General features: G+C 68.4%; 20 protein-coding genes. 5 read left to right on the top strand and 15 right to left on the bottom strand.

Going from position 1 to position 17,433, the window contains the following annotated elements; genetic code table 11:
* The 6 genes from FrCorBMG51_RS17850 to FrCorBMG51_RS17825 form a co-directional block, all read right to left on the bottom strand.
* Positions 1-825, bottom strand: coding sequence for a response regulator transcription factor (locus FrCorBMG51_RS17850; RefSeq protein WP_235433693.1), 825 nt, complete (start codon positions 823-825; stop codon positions 1-3).
* A 120-nt stretch (positions 826-945) separates the two neighbouring features.
* Positions 946-1,722, bottom strand: coding sequence for a phosphate ABC transporter ATP-binding protein PstB (gene pstB, locus FrCorBMG51_RS17845; protein WP_013875242.1), 777 nt, complete (start codon positions 1,720-1,722; stop codon positions 946-948).
* Positions 1,723-1,817: 95 nt separating this feature from the next.
* Complete coding sequence (gene pstA, locus FrCorBMG51_RS17840; RefSeq protein ID WP_047224201.1) at positions 1,818-2,876, bottom strand: phosphate ABC transporter permease PstA; 1,059 nt, start codon at positions 2,874-2,876, stop codon at positions 1,818-1,820.
* Positions 2,873-3,892: a phosphate ABC transporter permease subunit PstC gene (pstC, locus tag FrCorBMG51_RS17835; RefSeq protein ID WP_047224222.1), complete on the bottom strand. Its 1,020-nt coding sequence runs from the start codon at positions 3,890-3,892 to the stop codon at positions 2,873-2,875. Before pstC ends, pstA begins: the two co-directional genes overlap by 4 nt.
* A 126-nt stretch (positions 3,893-4,018) precedes the next feature.
* Entirely contained in the window at positions 4,019-5,122 is a 1,104-nt protein-coding gene (gene pstS / locus FrCorBMG51_RS17830) for a phosphate ABC transporter substrate-binding protein PstS (RefSeq protein WP_047224200.1), read from the bottom strand.
* 476 nt (positions 5,123-5,598) lie between these two features.
* Positions 5,599-5,994 (bottom strand): STAS domain-containing protein, encoded by a 396-nt coding sequence (locus FrCorBMG51_RS17825; protein ID WP_047224199.1) that lies wholly within the window; start codon positions 5,992-5,994, stop codon positions 5,599-5,601.
* A 373-nt stretch (positions 5,995-6,367) separates the two neighbouring features.
* On the opposite strand from FrCorBMG51_RS17825, the gene FrCorBMG51_RS17820 reads away from it, so the two are divergent.
* A complete protein-coding gene (locus FrCorBMG51_RS17820) occupies positions 6,368-6,838 on the top strand; it encodes a hypothetical protein (protein WP_076844771.1) in 471 nt (156 codons plus the stop codon).
* 26 nt (positions 6,839-6,864) lie between these two features.
* Here the strand turns inward: FrCorBMG51_RS17820 and FrCorBMG51_RS17815 are convergent, their stop codons facing one another.
* The 6 genes from FrCorBMG51_RS17815 to FrCorBMG51_RS17790 form a co-directional block, all read right to left on the bottom strand.
* On the bottom strand, positions 6,865-7,236 hold the full coding sequence (locus tag FrCorBMG51_RS17815) for a hypothetical protein (RefSeq protein WP_047224198.1): 372 nt from the start codon (positions 7,234-7,236) through the stop codon (positions 6,865-6,867).
* Between the two features lie 416 nt (positions 7,237-7,652).
* On the bottom strand, positions 7,653-8,480 hold the full coding sequence (locus FrCorBMG51_RS17810; protein WP_076844794.1) for an SAF domain-containing protein: 828 nt from the start codon (positions 8,478-8,480) through the stop codon (positions 7,653-7,655).
* A gap of 188 nt (positions 8,481-8,668) precedes the next feature.
* Entirely contained in the window at positions 8,669-9,067 is a 399-nt protein-coding gene (locus FrCorBMG51_RS27150; RefSeq protein ID WP_076844775.1) for an FmdB family zinc ribbon protein, read from the bottom strand.
* A gap of 219 nt (positions 9,068-9,286) precedes the next feature.
* Positions 9,287-9,916 carry a 5-formyltetrahydrofolate cyclo-ligase gene (locus FrCorBMG51_RS17800; protein WP_235433692.1) on the bottom strand — a complete coding sequence of 210 codons (630 nt, stop codon included), beginning with the start codon at positions 9,914-9,916 and terminating at the stop codon, positions 9,287-9,289.
* Position 9,917: 1 nt separating this feature from the next.
* On the bottom strand, positions 9,918-10,181 hold the full coding sequence (locus FrCorBMG51_RS17795; RefSeq protein ID WP_139342435.1) for a hypothetical protein: 264 nt from the start codon (positions 10,179-10,181) through the stop codon (positions 9,918-9,920).
* 26 nt (positions 10,182-10,207) lie between these two features.
* Entirely contained in the window at positions 10,208-10,519 is a 312-nt protein-coding gene (locus FrCorBMG51_RS17790) for a hypothetical protein (RefSeq protein ID WP_047224194.1), read from the bottom strand.
* Positions 10,520-10,596: 77 nt separating this feature from the next.
* Between FrCorBMG51_RS17790 and FrCorBMG51_RS17785 the strand changes: the two genes are divergently transcribed.
* The 3 genes from FrCorBMG51_RS17785 to FrCorBMG51_RS17775 all read left to right on the top strand — a co-directional run bounded on the left by FrCorBMG51_RS17785 (position 10,597) and on the right by FrCorBMG51_RS17775 (position 12,820).
* Entirely contained in the window at positions 10,597-10,824 is a 228-nt protein-coding gene (locus FrCorBMG51_RS17785; protein ID WP_013875254.1) for a hypothetical protein, read from the top strand.
* 1,139 nt (positions 10,825-11,963) lie between these two features.
* Positions 11,964-12,389 carry a Dps family protein gene (locus FrCorBMG51_RS17780; protein ID WP_235433691.1) on the top strand — a complete coding sequence of 142 codons (426 nt, stop codon included), beginning with the start codon at positions 11,964-11,966 and terminating at the stop codon, positions 12,387-12,389.
* On the top strand, positions 12,362-12,820 hold the full coding sequence (locus FrCorBMG51_RS17775; RefSeq protein WP_013875256.1) for a Fur family transcriptional regulator: 459 nt from the start codon (positions 12,362-12,364) through the stop codon (positions 12,818-12,820). The genes FrCorBMG51_RS17780 and FrCorBMG51_RS17775 overlap by 28 nt, the downstream gene beginning before the upstream one ends.
* A gap of 157 nt (positions 12,821-12,977) precedes the next feature.
* Here the strand turns inward: FrCorBMG51_RS17775 and FrCorBMG51_RS28500 are convergent, their stop codons facing one another.
* The 3 genes from FrCorBMG51_RS28500 to FrCorBMG51_RS29050 form a co-directional block, all read right to left on the bottom strand.
* The gene (locus FrCorBMG51_RS28500; RefSeq protein ID WP_047224192.1) at positions 12,978-13,385 is read right to left on the bottom strand and encodes a BlaI/MecI/CopY family transcriptional regulator; all 408 of its coding nucleotides are present in this window, start codon (positions 13,383-13,385) and stop codon (positions 12,978-12,980) included.
* 1,728 nt (positions 13,386-15,113) lie between these two features.
* Positions 15,114-15,659: a class IV adenylate cyclase gene (locus FrCorBMG51_RS17765; RefSeq protein ID WP_047224191.1), complete on the bottom strand. Its 546-nt coding sequence runs from the start codon at positions 15,657-15,659 to the stop codon at positions 15,114-15,116.
* A gap of 576 nt (positions 15,660-16,235) precedes the next feature.
* Positions 16,236-16,532 (bottom strand): hypothetical protein, encoded by a 297-nt coding sequence (locus FrCorBMG51_RS29050; RefSeq protein WP_200902485.1) that lies wholly within the window; start codon positions 16,530-16,532, stop codon positions 16,236-16,238.
* Positions 16,533-16,918: 386 nt separating this feature from the next.
* On the opposite strand from FrCorBMG51_RS29050, the gene FrCorBMG51_RS17755 reads away from it, so the two are divergent.
* The coding region (locus tag FrCorBMG51_RS17755) for an Ig-like domain-containing protein (protein WP_235433690.1) at positions 16,919-17,433 on the top strand (515 nt) is incomplete at its 3' end.

Here is a 17,433-nt window from a genome sequence, read left to right as displayed (position 1 = left end):
TCAGGGGCCGGGCGTCGGGCTGTCCGCGAGCCGGAGACGGTAGCCCACTCCGCGGACGCTCTCGATCAGCCGGGGCTTTCCCGGCTTCCCCGTGTCCCCCAGGCGGCCGCGCAACCGGCGGATGTGCACGGCGAGCGTGTTCGTCTCGTGGCTGCTCGTGCCCCAGACACGCTCGAGCAGCGTCTGGTGGGTGACCACGGATCCGGCCTGCTCCAGCAGGATCCGCAGGAGCCTGAACTCCCGCGGCGGCAGCCGCACCGGAATACCGTCCACCCACACGTCGTAGGCGGCGAGATTCAGTGTGATCGCTCCGGCTCGCAGCACCGTGGGCCAGGCGCGCTCCAGGTCGCTTCCCCACATGGACCGGGCCAGCGCCAGCACCTCGTTGACCCGGTAGGGCTTGGCGACACAGGCGCTCGCGCCGGCCGCGAGCCCCGCCGCGGCCTGTCGCCGGTCCTGCGGGCCGACCCCGAGCAGGATCGGCATGTCGTCCCGGGTACGGACGGTCCGTATGACCGTCACCCCGTCCACGATCGGCAGCCGGGCGGAGATCAGCACCACCGCCGGCGCGAGACGGCCGATCTCCAGCAGCGCCCGGGCGCCGTCGGGGGCGACGCTGACCCCCATGCCCTCGTCGGCGAGGGCAGTGAGCAATTCGGTGTCCGCGGCGGCGTCGGCGACCAGCAGCGTCGGGCCCGGCGGCGCTGACAGGCCCGACCTCACCGGGCCTGTCAGCGCCGCCGGGCCCGGTGACAGCACCGGACCGGGTAGCAGCGGGCCCGATACCGGCACCGGCACCGGTGGACGCGGCGAACCGGACGTCATGGGCTCGTCGGCCGGACGGTGCCGCCCCACCGGCCCGGACCCGTCATCAGATGGCCGCACAAGACGCATCCGAGGAATCGTGATGGCTCCACAGTGGCTCACGGACACGACAGGACCGGCTCAGCCGAAGCGTCCGGTGATGTACTCCTCCGTACGCTTCTCCGTCGGATTGGAGAAGATCTTCTCGGTCCGGTCCATCTCCACCAGCCGGCCGGGATCGCCGGTCCGGTCCAGGGTGAAGAACGCCGTGGTGTCGCTGACCCGGGCGGCCTGCTGCATGTTGTGGGTCACTATGACGATCGTGTAGCTCGACTTGAGCTTGCTGATCAGGTCCTCGATGGCCAGGGTGGAGATCGGATCGAGGGCGGAGCACGGCTCGTCCATGAGCAGTACCTGCGGTTCGACGGCGATGGCCCGGGCGATGCACAGGCGCTGCTGCTGGCCGCCGGACAGGCCCGCGCCGGGCCGGCCGAGCCGGTCCTTGACCTCCTCCCACAGGTTCGCGCCACGCAGCGACTCCTCGACCCTTTCGTCGAGCAGCGACTTCTTGCGGACGCCGTTGAGCCGCAGGCCGGCGACGACGTTGTCGTAGATGGACATCGTGGGGAAGGGGTTCGGCCGCTGGAAGACCATCCCGACGGCGCGGCGCACGTTCACCGGGTCGACCCCCGGCCCGTAGAGGTCCTCGCCGTCGAGGAGCACCCGGCCCTCGACCCGGGCCGCGGGCAGCACCTCGTGCATGCGGTTGAGCGTGCGCAGCACCGTGGACTTGCCGCAGCCGGACGGTCCGATGAAAGCGGTGACGCTCTTCGGCTCGATACTGAAGTGGATGTCGGAGACGGCCTTGAACTTTCCGTAGTAGGCGGTCAGCCCGGAGACGTCGATACGGGTGGCCATGGGTTACCTCGGCTTCTCGCGCTTCGGTCGTTCGACGGACGGTGTGGACGGTGCGGACGACATGAACGGGGCAGGGGACGCGGGAGAGGAGGGCATCACCGGACCCTGGTCAGCCGGGCGACCAGCCGCGCGGCCGCGTTGAGCAGCATCACCAGGACGATGAGCGTCAGCGCGGCGCCCCAGGCCCGGTCGATGGCGACCTGCTGGGGCTGGCCGGCCTGCGAGTAGATGTACAGCGGCAGCGCCGACTGCGGGCCGGAGAACGGGTTGAAGTTGATGGAGTCGGTCCCGAAGATGGTGAGCAGCAGCGGCGCGGTCTCACCGGCGACCCTGGCCACCGCGAGCATCACCCCGGTGATGATTCCCGGCAGCGCGGTCGGGATCACGACCTTGACGATCGTGCGCCACCGGCTGACACCGAGCGCGTAGCTGGCCTCCCGAAGATCGTTCGGGACGAGTTTGAGCATCTCCTCGGCGGAGCGCACGACAACGGGGATCATCAGGATCGTCAGGGCGAGCGCACCGGCGAAACCGGTCGGCTTCCGCTCGAGCGCGAGGATGTAGAACGCCAGGATGAACAGGCCGGCGATGACCGAGGGCAGGCCGGTCAGCACGTCCACGAAGAAACTGATGGTCCGGCTGATCCGTCCCCGGCCGTACTCGACCAGGTAGATCGCTACCAGCAGGCTGAACGGGACGGCGAAAAGGCTGGCCAGGGCGATCTGCTCCAGGGTCCCGATCAGGGCGTGGTAGATGCCGCCACCGGCGTCACGCGCCCCGATGTTCCGCATGGAGTGGGTGAGGAAATCGACGTCGACACGTTGCGCGCCCTTGGAGATCACGCTCGCCAGCACCGCGACCAGCGGGATGACCGCGAGCAGGAAGGCGAGATACACCAGGGTGGTGACGCCTCGGTCGGTGGCCCGCCGGGAGCCCTCGACGGCGATCGACGCCACCGTCTGGCCGATCAGGTAAAGCGCCCCGGCGATCAGCACGAACTGGATCCGGCTCGTTATCGGGGCCAGCACGTACAGCACGACGGTGACGGCGACGGCACCGGCGCCGATCGCGGGGAACGCCGCCCGCGGCAGTTGTCGGCCGACCAGGTTCAGGCCACCGGGGGCGGCGGCCACGGTGGCAGTCGATGTACTCATGCGGCGGCACCCGAGAATTCACGTCGGCGGGCGATGATGGCCCGGGCGATCATATTGACGATCATGGTGACGACGAACAGGACGAGACCGGAGGCGATGAGCGCCCCGCGACCGACGTCGTTGGCCTCGGCGAAGCCGTTCGCCACGTTCGCGGCGATGGTGTTGCCGGCCGGCGACAGGACCTGCCAGGAGATGTCGAAGGACGCGGGCAGCACCAGGGCGACCGCGATCGTCTCCCCCATCGCGCGCCCGAGCCCGAGCATCGACGCGCTGATGACTCCCGGCCGGCCATACGGAAGCACCGCTGTACGGATCATTTCCCACCGGGTCGCGCCGAGAGCGAGAGCGGCCTCCCGGTGCGCGGTCGGCACCTGGAGGAAGACCTCCCGGGAGAGGGCTGCGACGATCGGCAGAATCATGATGGCCAGGACGACCGACGCGACGAAGATCGAGCGTCCGACAACGCCGTTGTCGGTGGCGAACAGCGGAATCCAGCCGAAATAGTCGGTGAGGAACTTCTGGACGCCCTCCATCCGTGGGACGAGCACGATCAGGCCCCACAGCCCGAAGATGACGCTGGGGACGGCGGCGAGCAGGTCCACGACGAACGCCAGCGGGGTCGCGAGCCGGCGAGGCGCGTACACCGTGATGAACAGCGCGATGCCGACCGCCACCGGCACGGCGATGACCATCGCTATTACGGCTGTGAGCAGCGTGCCGAACAGCAGGGCCGCGACCCCGAAGACCGGCGGCGAGCCGTTCGGGAACCACTCCGTGGTGGTCAGGAAGTTGCCGGTGTTGGCGCTGAGAGCGTCCGTCGCCTCCAGCACCAGGAAGGCCGCGATCGCGGCGATGAGCGCGAGAAGGCCGAGACCGGCAGACCGGGTCAGATTCTTGAACAGGGCGTCCGCGGGTTTGACCCGGGCGCCGTCACTGCTGCTGGCGGACTTCGCCGCGGCCACGGTGGTGTCGTTTCTCGACGAGCCTTTCCGGGGGCCGTCCGGCTCACTGCTCATCATGCCTCTCAACAGGTTGTGTCAGGCAGTGTGCCCGCCCGCCTCACGCGGCGGGCGGGCACAGCGATGGATCGTCCGGTCAGGACTTGTGGGTACCGGACTGGGTACCTGATCGCCGTTTCAGGATCATGAAATTGTCGCTACAACCGAGTTCACTCTGGCCGCGAGCTCGCTCGGGAGCGGAGCGTAACCGAGATCGGCGATAGCGGTCTGACCGTCCGGGGAGGAGGTGTAGGCCAGGAAGGACTTCACCAGCGCGGCCTGGTCCGCGGGCAGACCCTTGGTGCAGGTGATCTCGTAGGTGACCAGGTAGATCGGGTACGCGCCGGACGTCGTCGCGGTGTAGTCGAAGGTCAGTTTCAGGTCGTTACCTTCGGCGATCTTGGCTGTGCCCAGGCCCTTGGACGCGGCCTGCGTGCTGATCGCGACGTACTCACCGGCACCATTTTTGATCTTTGCTGTCGACAGGGCGGCGTTCTCCGCGTAGGACAGCTCGACGTAGCCGATGGCACCGGCGGTCGACTTGACGGTCTGGGTCACCCCGTCACTGCCCTTGGAGCCCTGGCCGCCCGGAGCCTTCCAGTCGGAGCCGGATCCGTGCGTCCAGTCGGCCTTGGCGACACCACCGAGATACTTGGTGAAGTTGTCCGTGGTACCCGAGCCGTCGGAACGGTGCACCGAGACGATCGCCTTGTCCGGCAGGGAGACCCCGGGGTTGTCGGCCGCGATCACGGGGTCGTTCCACCTGGTGACCACACCAGTGTAGATCTTCGCCAGCGCCGGGGCACTGAGCTGCAGATCCTTCACCTCGGCGAGGTTGTAGATAACCGCGACCGGCCCTGCGACCACGGGCAGGTCGACGAGCTGGCCGCCGGTGCAGCGCTTGGCCGCGTTGGCCGCCGGGTCACCGCTGATCGCCGAATCCGAGCCGGCGAACGCCGTCTGGCCGTCGATGAACGCCTGCCTGCCCGCGGCGGAGCCGACCGACTGGTAGTTGATCGACGCACCGGCGCATGCCTGCTGGTACTTCTTCACCCACTCGTCTATCGCGTTCTTCTGCGCCGAGGAGCCCGACGCGGTGATCGACCCTGTCGCGCAGGAGATCGCGGACGTGGTGCCGCCACCTCCCGGCGGCGTCACCTCCTCGTTGTCGGAACCACAGGCGGCCGCCCCCAGCACCGCCGACATCGCAAGGCCCACGACCGCAACCCGACGCTTCCCTATGTTCACAAAGCGACCCTTCGACTTCAGCGCAACAGCGCTGCTCCGTCCGCCCCCGGACTGGGGTGCCGGCGAGAATCGAAGCGATTCAGCATGAACGAAAGATGAATGGAAGCGGACACGAAACGAACACTGATCAGAACACATCCGGGATCGAAAAAAGTGGCCACGGAGGTCACGGTGGTACGCCCCCCGACCGGCATGGACGCGCCCGTGCCACAGCGACCCCGGCCGTCCGGCGATATGGACCTCCCCTGGCCCATTGATGTCCGCTGTCCGCCTGCTGTCCGTCCGCTGTCCGCACCGACGACCGCCGGCGTTTGCCGGGCGAGGCCGGAGAAATGTCGGCGACGGTGGCGCGGACGGCCGGTCACCACCGACGGTGGGACAGCCCTGCCACCGGGACTGGACGCCGAGACGTTCTGTGGTGTGCCCGGCCGTCTACGTTGGGACCGCGGGATGCGCCGAGCCGCGCGCCCACGATCCTATCCGCGCTGTCCGCGCCACTGGGAACGTCGGGGAGCCTCTCCCCCGGCACGCGGAACAGCGGGGTCACGCTGGCTGTTCCCGCTCTCGACGTCGATGACATGGGCAACATTGGTGACGCACAGCAACCGAGTGATCTCCTCGCTGGGGCTGCGCAGGATGAGGCGACCACCGACGGAACGCTGGCGCTGGTGCGCAAAAAGAATCACAGCGAGACCCTGCGAGTCCATGAAGCTGACCTCGGCAAGGTCCACGACGATGTCCCTGGCCCCGGCGATCCGCGCGTCCAGCAGCGCTTCGCGCAGAGGTTCCAGCGAAGAGTAGTCGACGTCACCGATGGGACGGACGACCACGGCCTGCCGGCCGCTCACCTCGACACGAACGCTGGGATACATGGCTCCCGCACCGACCGGACGTTCCCAGCGGTGCGAGAGCTGGCCGGTGCGCTCCCGCGTCGCTGTCCGCCCCTGATCGGACGTGACAACCCCGGCTCTACCCCGAACCGCGAAAACCCACACTGTCTCCTTACGAACAACCACGGCCCCTTGCGGACAACCACTACGAACAACCATGGCTCTCCGCAGCCAACCGTGGCCGGCTCAGTGACCGGCCCTCCGACCAGCTCGACGAACGGCCCACCCCTGGACGGGCCACTGGCGACAGACGGCTTCCCAGCAGGCGAATATATCATTCCCAAACCAGACAAACCAGTAAAACTCCCCGCCTAACGGGATGGATCCGACAACCATCACCAACGACGCTGGTCGCATGACCAACGCAGCAGCACAGTCCCGATCGGGGAACGACCGAGTGTCCACCCTCGTCAGCCGGGCCGACGGCACTCAGATCAGCATCGGCGTCCAGCCCGGCGCCGGCATCGGGCCGGCAGCGATCCTGCTCCGCATCCGGCCATCGCTGCCCGACACCGACCACGCCACCTACCTGGCGGCGCCGGAGGCCCACCGCCTTGCCGAAGCCCTCACCGCCGCCGCGCGCGCTGCCCGCGAACCCGGCGATCAGCTACGGACAGCGAGCGACGACCCGCCACGCCCACACCCGGACAACGCCACGTCGCACGAGCATGCCGTCACGGTCTGCGAAGGAACCACCGTTTTCGATCTTTCCTGGCTGCTCGGCGGGCTGCCCGCCAGTGCCCGTCTTGTCGACTTCGCCAGCGACACCGACGTCGTCCTGATCTTCAGCGCGGACGGCGCAGACGCAGCCGCCGACCACGGGTGAGGACGGCGATCCATGCTGGCCGGCCTTCAGGTACGCGCACGCTGCATTTCAAGGTCGGCACGGCTGTCGCACCAGTAGGGGCCCTCGTCCTCCACCACGTCCGCCATGATCACATGATGTCGGCCGGCGTGTCCCGCCGACAGCAGGCAGGTCAGGCCCTCGGCGCGGCATCCAGGGGCGGTGACCGTCGCGGGTGTGCTCCAGACCAGCCACGCTTCCCGATTCCCCCAGCCCTGGAGAACGGCCATGTGTTTGTCGGGGTGCCCGCTCTCCAGGGCGCACGTGACCTCGTCCGGTACTTCGTACGCCGCGCCCGGAAGGCCGTCGAACCGGCCGATGACCTCCTCGGGCACACGCTGCCACGTGCCACAGGCACCATCGTCGATGGAGACACCCATCGTCGTTCCCTCCTGCGTGTGTCTGAGCTGCCTCGTCGCAGCCCAGTTACCAGTGGCACGGATCAGTCGCTGTGAACAGTCCCGTGCCGGGGACGGCCAAAGTCCGCTCGGCCGACAAGCCCGATACAAGCACGCACAGCCCGAAGCCCGTACACCGGGTTAAAACTTTCCGTTTTGTCTTGACTTCTTAGCGTAACGAACCGCGGGCATCGACGACCGGCCACCACAGCGGAGGGGCTGCGCGGGAGTGCGACTGGACAGTGCGCAACCAGCTGATCGGACAGGCTGGCCCCGGCGTGCGGGGCGAACGGACGCACGGGATGGACGGACACGGGTGGATGCCGGCGTCCACGGATCCAGTCACGATGCACCAACCACAACGTAGCAATCACGACGTAACGATCACAACTTAGCAATCACGATGTAACGGCCACGGACGTCTCGCCCAGCACGGTCACCGACAGCCTGGCGTGCACTGCCGCGCCCGCGAGCGCCGCGGCCACCCCGGCGGTCGCGGCAACGATGACCAGTGCGCCTTCTTCCGTACCGAGACCGCGTTGCGCGGTTTCCCCGATTCCGGGAAGCGCGAGAACGACGACGTCCGAGGCAACCACCTCCGCGCGCGGGACCTTCGCGCGCGGGACCTCCGCCGGCGGCGTCACCGACCCCTCGATATCGGCGGGCCCGGCGTGATCCGTGGACTGGCCCGCGGGCTGGCCCACGGATGCTGCCCCGTCCCGCGGCTGTGGTAGCGACATGCCACCGACGTCGGTGGCAGCCGCGAGCACGTTCACATGGTCACCGACACGCAGGAACAGGACCGAACCGGCGTCCGTGATACGGACCGGTGCGGCCACCAGGCCAGCCGCCGCCTGCCTCCGCGTGATCAGCCCGGGGCCGAGGACGCGCGCATCGGTGATCGGTTCGCCCTGCCGGACCGCGGCCGTCAGTGTACGTCCGACCGCATCCTGCGGGCTGCGTACGGCGCCGGCCGGTACGACATCCGTCGGCAACGACACCATCCGGACGTCGGTCGCCGCCATGGTGGCCCCACCGGCCAGATCAGCAGCCGCGACCACCACCGGCGTCGGGGACGGCGGCCGTGCCGGGCGCGCCGCCGCGACGGCAAAGAGCATGGCCGAAGCGGCAAGAACGGCCGCCAGCACCCGACGTCGTGCGCCGACCGCGATTCGCCAGGCACGCGTATACCCGGAACGGGCCACCCGGCGTTCGACGAGCGACATCGTGACCTCCGTGATCATCGTTCGACAGAACGAAGATCACGTTAGCCGTCCGGCGAACCGGCGTCATCGCTCGACCGCGCGCTGTGGACAACTCGCGGCCAAGTGCCGTCCACCGTCATGGCCTGTGAATATCAGGCCATGACGGTGGACGTGTGATGCACGAAGACGTACATCGTGGCAGCCGGGGCTCAGGCCGCGGCGGTACCCGAAGTGGACGATCCCGTAGATGACGTGGACGACGGGGATGACGACGAGTTCGTGGAGGTCGAAGAGCTGGACGTGCTCGACGAGCCCTCCGTCGAACCGCCGGCAGCGGCACCAGCACCCACTGCCTCCTTGCCCGACGTACCAGCGCCGGCATCCTTGCCGGTCTTGTCCTTCGCCCTGTCCCGGACGCCGCTGCTACCGCCGGACCGGCTGTCGGTCTTGTAGAAACCGGAGCCCTTGAACACGACCCCGACCGAACTGAACACCCGGCGCAGTCTGCCGCTGCAGGTGGGGCACTCGGTCAGCGCCGCGTCATTGAAACTCTGCACAACCTCGAGGTCACGATCGCATGCGGTGCAGCGGTACTCGTAGCGCGGCACGGACTCCTCCCCGGAGTTAGCACTCGACTTCGACGACTGCTAACTCTAACCCGAGACACACCTCGCGCGTTCCAAGAGCACCCTGACAGCCGCGAACGGCCCGGCGCCCTACGCTCCGGACACCCTTCTCCGAGTCGGCCCGCGAGCTCCGCCGGCAAAAACATGATCTTCGATCTCTGCCCGGTGGAGTGACACGAACAACATCACGCACCCACAACGTCACCGCGAGTATGAATCCTGTGCACCATCGGACGTTCCGCAACGCAGCGTGACTCTTGGTGTGACAACGACATGAACGGCGACGTCATGCGCCTCGGTGGGAACACGATCAACCAGCTCGTTGTCGTGCACGACAGCCACGATCAGGGCGTCCGGCCTCGCCCGGCGCAACGCCCGGTCGTAGGACCCCCCGCCACGACCGAGCCGGCGGCCGTGCACGTCGACCGCCAGCGCCGGGACAACGATCACATCTGCCTGGACGAGTTCGAAGATGGCCGCACCGAGAGGCGGCTCACGGGTACCGAACGCGCCGGCGATCAGCGCGCCCGTGTACTCCCGGAAATCCAGATCAAGATCGGGCCGCATGGAGGGCAGCAGCACCCGTATCCCTCGCCCCCTGAGCCGTCTGAGCAGACGACCGGTCTCGGGCTCACCGGGCAGGCTCGCATAGGCCGCCACCCAGCGGGCCGAGGCGACCTCCGGGAGATCGAGAATCCGCCGAGCCGTCGTCGCGGCGCCGTCCGTCTCGGTCGCCCCTACGGCGACGGGGTGGTCCGTACCGGTGATGCGACCTGCTCGCGCCGCGAGCAGGCGTGCGCGCAGCGACGTCTTGGTCCCGTCCTCGCGCACGTCAGCGGACGTCCCGTTCGATGTGGTGCGGGGGGCGCTCGGCACGCAACCGCTCGAGGTCGGCGTCCGGCTCCTCCTCCAACCAGTCCTGATCGTCACCCCAACCGATGTCACGGTCGTCGTCGGACCGTTCCCCGTCCCACACGAGCGCTCCTCCTCCCTGCTGGAAGCATCCGACCTGCTGGAAGCGTCCGACAAGCCTGTCCGGCCTGTCCGGCCCGCCCGGCCCGTCCGGTGCCAGCCGGCCTTCCTCCTGAGCACGCATGCCCCGCTCCTGGGGTGTCGTACCGGTCACCTCTCGGTCCGCGGGGGCTCGTCGGCCGAGGGGCTCGTGGCCGGGACATACTCGATTTCCTGTGCGATAGCGCCCACAACCGTGTCCAGCGCGTCGCGCACGCCTGCCGAGTATGCCTTGGCTTCCGCTCCTGACCTGGGCATTCCCTGCTCTGCCACGAGCTCGGGGCCGACATCGATCGCTGCCCGCAGGGCCCGGCGGTACCGGGGTACCGAGATCGGAGGCTCCCCTTTCGGATCTTGATCATATGCTTCGTCGCGGTCGAGCATCGCTCGAACGCCGGCACGACGGGTCACCGGTGTCACCATCGACGTCCTCCCAAAGTATTTGCTGTTTAGCAAAACAAACCATAGCGGCAACCTTGACGGTTAGCAAAGAGGCTACGATGTTCCGCGTGGACGACGGTGAGCGATTGGTTGGCATCGGGGACATAGCGTTCCAACTGAAGATCACGCGCCAGGCGGTTGACTACTGGACGCGCAAAGACCCGCAGTTCCCTCCTCCCCTGCAGGTTGTCAACGCGCCGACCGAGGGCTCCAAAGGGACCCGGGTCTGGCGCAAGCGCGACATCGACGCGTGGATCGTCGAGTACTACCGACGGCGAAAGATCTGACCGAACGAAGACGATTCGATCGTCACTCTTCGTGAGCAATCGGACAAGCCGGCGGGCAGGGAGCGCGCGGACGGGAGCCCCCGGAGAGGCCCCTGGACAACACCGTGTGACACACAATCGACGTACCCACATCGACGGGCTTCCGATGCCCGGGCGTGCAACCGCAGCGGATCTGACTGACCACTGTCCGGCGGATGCCCCGGGGCCTTTCCGTCCGCCAGCCCGAGCCCTCTCGGCGGTGAACGCCCGCCTTCAGACCACGGAAGACAACCGTGGGGGACAACGGCCACCACCGGAGGCCGCACCCCGGCCCGGATACCGCACCGTACTGACGAATGCCCTGTTCAGCGGCCCTGTCCAGTGACATCCACCAGGCACGAGCGCCCCATTGGTCGCTGTTGTCGACGTCATCCGCAACGACCTCAAATCCACGGAATGACGGGATACAGCGGGCCCGCGGCGTCACCCGGACAGCCGAAGACAACCAGATCGCCTTCCCTGTCACACCGGACTTCCAGGTGGCTTCGACGGTCGACCATGCGGGCCAACTGGACAGAAACATGACAATCATTTGCCTGTATTTGAGAACGCGGCTCAACCACATCTCGTCAAGCCAGGCCAGGCATGAGACCCGCGGGGACGCCCATCACCAGCGCTGATCCGATACCCGACGGGCCGACGGCGGCACAACCGCCCAGGCCCCCTACCCGCCAAAGCCATCCCTTTCCCACCCAGAACCGGCGCGCACGAGTCACACCACCACTGTCGGTGACGTCGAACGCGCTCGGCGGCGGCGGATTCGCCATCGCCGCGACGGTCCTTTTTCGCGGGTACGCGGCACTCGTCCTCTCGAGCGCACGGCGCTCGCCGTCGCGATCGGCCTGGTGTCGGCCCGCCCGCGAGGGGGTATGGACCGCCCCGCCCGCCTCGGTCGGGCCCGGCCGGGTGGACCGTCCCGACTCCCGACGGCCACACCCTCACCCGCACGGGGCCCCGCGACACCGCGACGCCGCTTCGCGACGGCATCTCCGGCGTCTTCGGCCACCCGGAAAAACATCGTGATCACATCACGGACAGCGGGTAGATTGGACATAGTCCAAAGAAGAGGAGACGCGAATATGATCAACAAGGTTGATCGCGTGGGTAGTCTGCTCCAAGCCACACTGGTAGAGTTCATCGATCTTGCCCAGCAGGGCAAACAGGCCCACTGGAACGTCGTCGGCCCCCGCTTCCTCCCGGTGCACCAACAGCTCGACACACTGGTCAACGACGTGCGGCTGGGCGCGGACGAGGTGGCGGAACGCGCGGTGGCCATTGGCTACCATCCGGACGGGCGCAGCGCTACCGTGGCCAAGGAGACACCGCTGAGTGAACTGCCCGCGGGGCCGATCGGTGACGCCGACGTGCTTCGCGCGATCGCCGACCGGCTACGGAAGGTCACCGACGCCCTCCGTACGCGGGTGGACCAGCTCGACGAACTCGACCCGGTATCCCAGGACCTTCTGATCGGCCTCACCGCGACCCTGGACAAGCACACATGGATGTTTGGCGCACAGTTGAACTGAGCGCCCGGCTACGCACCGCGGGCCTGCGGGCCACCGGCCCCCGGCTCGCGGTGCTGGACGCCCTGGTACGTCTCGGTGGCCACCGGCGTGCCGACGAGGTGCACAACCACCTGACGGGCCAGGGTTACGATCTTGTCCGGGCCAGTGTCTACAACGTCCTGCGCGACCTCACCACCGCCGGGCTCGCGCTGCTGGCGGACGTCGGCTCGGGCGTGACCCTCTACGAAGCGGGCGGTACCTTCCACCACCACTTCGTCTGCCGCTCCTGCGGGTCGATCCAGGACATCGCCTGCGTCCTCGGCACACCCCCTTGTCTGCATCCGGACGCCGGTGCCCATGCCGGTATCGCCACCCTGGACGAGGCACAGATCATCTTTCGCGGCCTGTGTGCCGGCTGTGGCACGCCTCGTGGGAACGCGCCGCTCCCGTGAGGAAGGCCGCCCGGCAGATGCCGAGCCGAGGCCCGAGGCTGTGTCCCGTCCACGTCCCGTCCGTGCCTCGTCCCAGCCTGCACCGTCTCATCCCGCATTTCGCGCCACGATCGCCGTCGGTCCCCTCGGTACCGCGCCCGGTGCTCGGATCGTCACCTCACCCCGCGTCCGGATCCCCGCCTCCGGGAGCATCTGTGGTCGCAGGGGTGTCCGTGGCCGCGGGCTCCAGCAGCCTGCGCAGCAGGCGTGCCTGCCCGGGCGGCAGAGCCGCGGCGAAATGGCCCAGTGCCGCGTCGGGGTCGCCCGCCCGCTGAAGTGCCGCGAGCATCTGGGCGGCGGCGTGTTCCTCCTGGCGCCGGGTCGGGTGATACATCCAGAGCCGACGGACTCGGACCCGCTCGACATGCCCCTTGCCGATGAGGCGGGCGAGCGTGGTGGCTATGGTGCTGTGCGCGAGTTCCCCACCCAGCTCCCGCTGGATGTCGCCGGTGCTCACCGGTGCGCGCGCCGCCCAGACAACCGCGAGGACCGCCGCCTCCAACTGACCGGGCTGGCGCCGGGCCACCGGACCATCGGCAGCTGGCGGCTGGTGCTCGCCGCCATCTCGTGAGGCGTCATCTCGTGGGGTGTCATCCTGTGAGGCGTCGCCTCGCGGAGCGTCACCTCGTGGGGCGGGTTCAGGGCCCAGAGTAGTCAACACGGACCGTCCTTGGATGGTGAAGGGCGTGTCGGCGGCATGATCCGCCGAAGTGACAGTGGCGGGCGCGAATGGCCGGTGTGTCGGTCGTGACAGGCACGCACCGATGCGCCACACCGCGCAGCCCGGAGGCATCGAGGGAAAGCGCCGGCATTGAGGAGCCTGCCGGCGCGTGGCATATGGACAGTGAGCTGGCAGACGGACGCGAGCAGCGGGCGCGGCCGTGGGTGGCGGCGTCATCCGGTCGTCGGATCAGCCTCCTCGACGGAAGACGACGTCGACGGATCAACGTGCCGGCGGCGGCTGTGCCGGCCCCGAGCACCCGAAAAACGATCTGCTCTGTCGGGTGTGGTGCCGCCGGCCCCCGCCGTGACGGCCACACCGCCACGGGCCGGGCTAACCGCCGGACCGGCCAACGCTCATCTCACGGCCGGTGGACGGCTCCCGGCGGGCCCCGGCGGGCCATCGCATACCTGAGAGTCCCGGCCGCTGAAGACACCACGGAGGAACCGCGTGGCTGGGCCAGGCGCACACCGTGGCCGGCAGAGACGCTCCGGCCGGGCAGCGCCGCCGGGAGCAGGATCGACAGCACGGCGTGAACGATGCGGACGACGAGCGCTCGGGCACGACCGGCAGCAGCGGCGCACAGCACGCCGGCCCGCCGTCCGGGCCGCCTGGCCGTGGCCGACACCCGTGAAAGCGCGGCCGGGCCATCTGCCCGGGCACAGCTTTGCACCATGTGCCGTGGCCCACCCGTCTGTAGTCGGTTGCATCGCCCGGGTAGCCGGGTCATATGTGGTCGTGTGACATATGTAGTCGCCCGTGGCTGCCCGCGTCATCCGCGGGAAAATCTGGTGGAGAACCTCACACCTCGCTGGTACGCCACGTCACCATTCCGGCCGGAATCCACGGTTACGTCGACAAATGATTACCAGGCGCGAGCATCCTGCCACCCGGGAAAGATTTTATCCGCGAGCGGCGGGACCGGGTGCGCCGAACCGGCCGGAAACCTTTGTGGCCGCCCCCTCAGTATGAACCTGGCGTATTCATGCTGGCGCGGATCGCGCACGGCCCGTCCCGGCCGCGCCGCCGCCCGTCCACCCCGCCGCCGCGACCACCCGACCTCGCCCCGGCCAGATACCAGTGATCGTGCGCCACCGGGCTCACGCCGCCGCGGTCGCCAGAGGCCCACAGCCCGACGCGGACCGTGCGGCGGGAGGCCAAACCGCATCCGGACACCCAGCCAACAGGAAACGAACTCTCCTCTGTCAACGGCCAGGCAACAAGTCCCGAAAGGGGCTAATACAGGACAACTGGTACCACATGGCTGGCACCGAACAACTGGCACCGGGCTACCGGCGCCGGCCGGCTGGTACCGGACGACTAGTACCGGACGGCTGGCGCCGCCCGACTGGCACTATTCGACTGGTATCGGCCGACTGGGACCGTTTCGACCGGCCGGGGTCCCGGTGCCGTCGCGGTCCGGGCCGCGACGTCCGCCAGGGGCGGCGGCGGCATGCGGGCGACGACGCGCACCAGGGACCGCCTGGGCGTGGACCACCCGGACAGCAGATCCGAAAAAGCACTCAAGGGATCTCAGGCGGCACGCAACTGGGCGGTCCGCACCAGCGCGTCACATGTTTCCTCGGTACGCGTCACATCAACTCCCAGGGATGCCACAAAGGCATTCAACGTCTCCTGTACGGCGACCGCCGACTCGTGCGCGGGCACCGGGCAGTCGAGCTCCAGGAACATACCCAGCCCGTCGAGTTCGTCCACATAGAGCGACATGTTGCCCAGGCGCGCCGTTCGCCGGATCTTGGCCACCCGTACCGTGGGACAGAAACCCATGTTCAGAATGGCCTGATGCATCTGATCACGATCGGCGACCTCGGTCTCGAACGAGACGTACGCCTGGGCGTTGACCGTGGGCTGTTTCAATGTGAAAAAATGACGGTTGTTTATGGTACGCAGCCGCGGGAAGGACACCCCCAGCCGACTGTCCTCGAAGGTCCAACGATCAGGGGCGTACGCCTGGTCGTCCTGAAAGAACGGCTCACCCAACTCGATGTCTCGCGCCTTGAGGCTCAGGAAGAGCGCCTCCCGGTCCCACACGTGGAACTTGACCTTAACCTCACGCACACAAGCCTCCCCATCGTCTACCCGGCGATCCCCCGAGGCGACAACCTGACACATAACCAACCAACCAGAAGTGACGCCCACCGCCAAAGCTATAGAGTCGGATGGGCGTTGGACGCGGGCAAGCGGCCATGACTACATCTTTCTAGCGTGTGTCCGGGGCCCGGGGCACGATATCAACGTCGTGGTGACAGCCAGCAACATTAAGCACACGATCCGACCTTCGTCGAGCTCATCCAGACGCAGGTCGGCGAGTCGCTCACCCTCGAGCGGCACCCGCCCCCGCACTGGGCCCCGGATGCCGGCGCCGCATATCCGCAGGCAGACCTACATCAGGTTACGTTTATGTTTCACAACGGATGACGGTCAGATCTTCGCCCAGCCATGCGGTGACGCACCCGCGGCGAGGTCGGCCGCGGGGCCGGCAAAGCCCGCGGCGCGGCCCTGGCCCGTACCCCGAATCCCCGCCGGCCGGTACGCGGGCAGCCCGTCGCGAGGCTGGCCGCCGCGGGCCGCCGGCGCGGGGCGGCTCCCGGCTCACCCCGCTTTCCGGAAAGGCTCGGAAAGCCCCCGGAACAATCATTTCCCGGTACGATCGGCCGCCGCGCGGACCAGCAGGTCCAGTGCGTGCGGCAGCCGGTCCGGGAAATCCGGGCCGAGGTCGGCCACACGGTATGGCGACAGCCCCGGAAAAGCCATCCGGAACAGTTCGCCCGCCGGCCGGCCGGCCGCGGCTGCCTTGTCGGCAGTGGCCGTTCCTGCGTCCGGTGGTCCCGGCCCGCCAGCCTGGAAAGCCGGGATGACACAGCCCGTCCCGGGCCGAATGAACAGCGTTTTCGCGGTAATGGAAAAGGAACCGTGGCGGCCCGCGGCCAACACCGACGGACCGGCCGGTGGCACCATCCGGTGGCACCATGATGCCCCGGCCTCGACGGCGGCGTCCGCCGCCCGCNNGGCGTCCGCCGCCCGCCGGATCGCCCCGACCCGCCACCACACACGCGCATGACAGGGCTCGGGGCAGGGCTCGGGACATGGGCGCCGGGCGGCAGCGGGCGCGGCCGGCCGGCGCCGCCCCGGCGTCGGACCCGGCATCATCGGCGACAGCCCGCAGGCGCAGACTTGGCAAACATGCCGACACCATCAGGTCCGATCAGTTCGGTGTCCGATCAACTGGGCGCCTACAGCCTGGCAGATTGCCCAGAAAGATCCGGGTATGCTCCGATGCTGACCGAACTCGGACGCCGGAAAGCAAGGAGAAGCGGATGAGGCCCACACCCGTGGACGGCCACACCCGCACCGACACGGACCTCCACGGCGAAAGCACCGACACCCGGTCCGAAGGGCGCAGGCTGAACCTGCGTGCGCTGACGGACCCACGGCACCGGCCGTGGCTGGGAATCGGCGCCGCCGGGCTTGTGCTTGTCATCATCGTTGGCATCCTCCTCGCCCGGGGCGGGCGGAGGCCGGTGCCCACCCAGATAGCCGCGGCCGCCACGCCCCCGACCGCGCTCGCCGAAGCGTCCACCCCGGCCCGCCCCCTCGGCCGCTGGGTTCTCACCGTCGGTACGAGCCCCCTCGAGGGACAGTCCATCCAGGGCGGTACCGAGATCAACCTGACCGCGGGCACGGACACCCTGGACAAGGTCGAACGGGTCAAGTTCTCCCTCGACGGTGACACGGTGCTCGACGACCGGGACACGCCGTTCAGCGTCCCGCTGGGCAATCCGAGCCCGGGCAAACACACCCTCACCGCCCGGGTCCGCACGGACGACGGCAG

The sequence above is a fragment of the Protofrankia coriariae genome (assembly GCF_001017755.1).
GTDB lineage: Bacteria > Actinomycetota > Actinomycetes > Frankiales > Frankiaceae > Protofrankia > Protofrankia coriariae.
The sequence above is the reverse complement of the archived record's forward strand: the minus strand, read 5'-3'. Positions and strand labels throughout refer to the sequence as shown.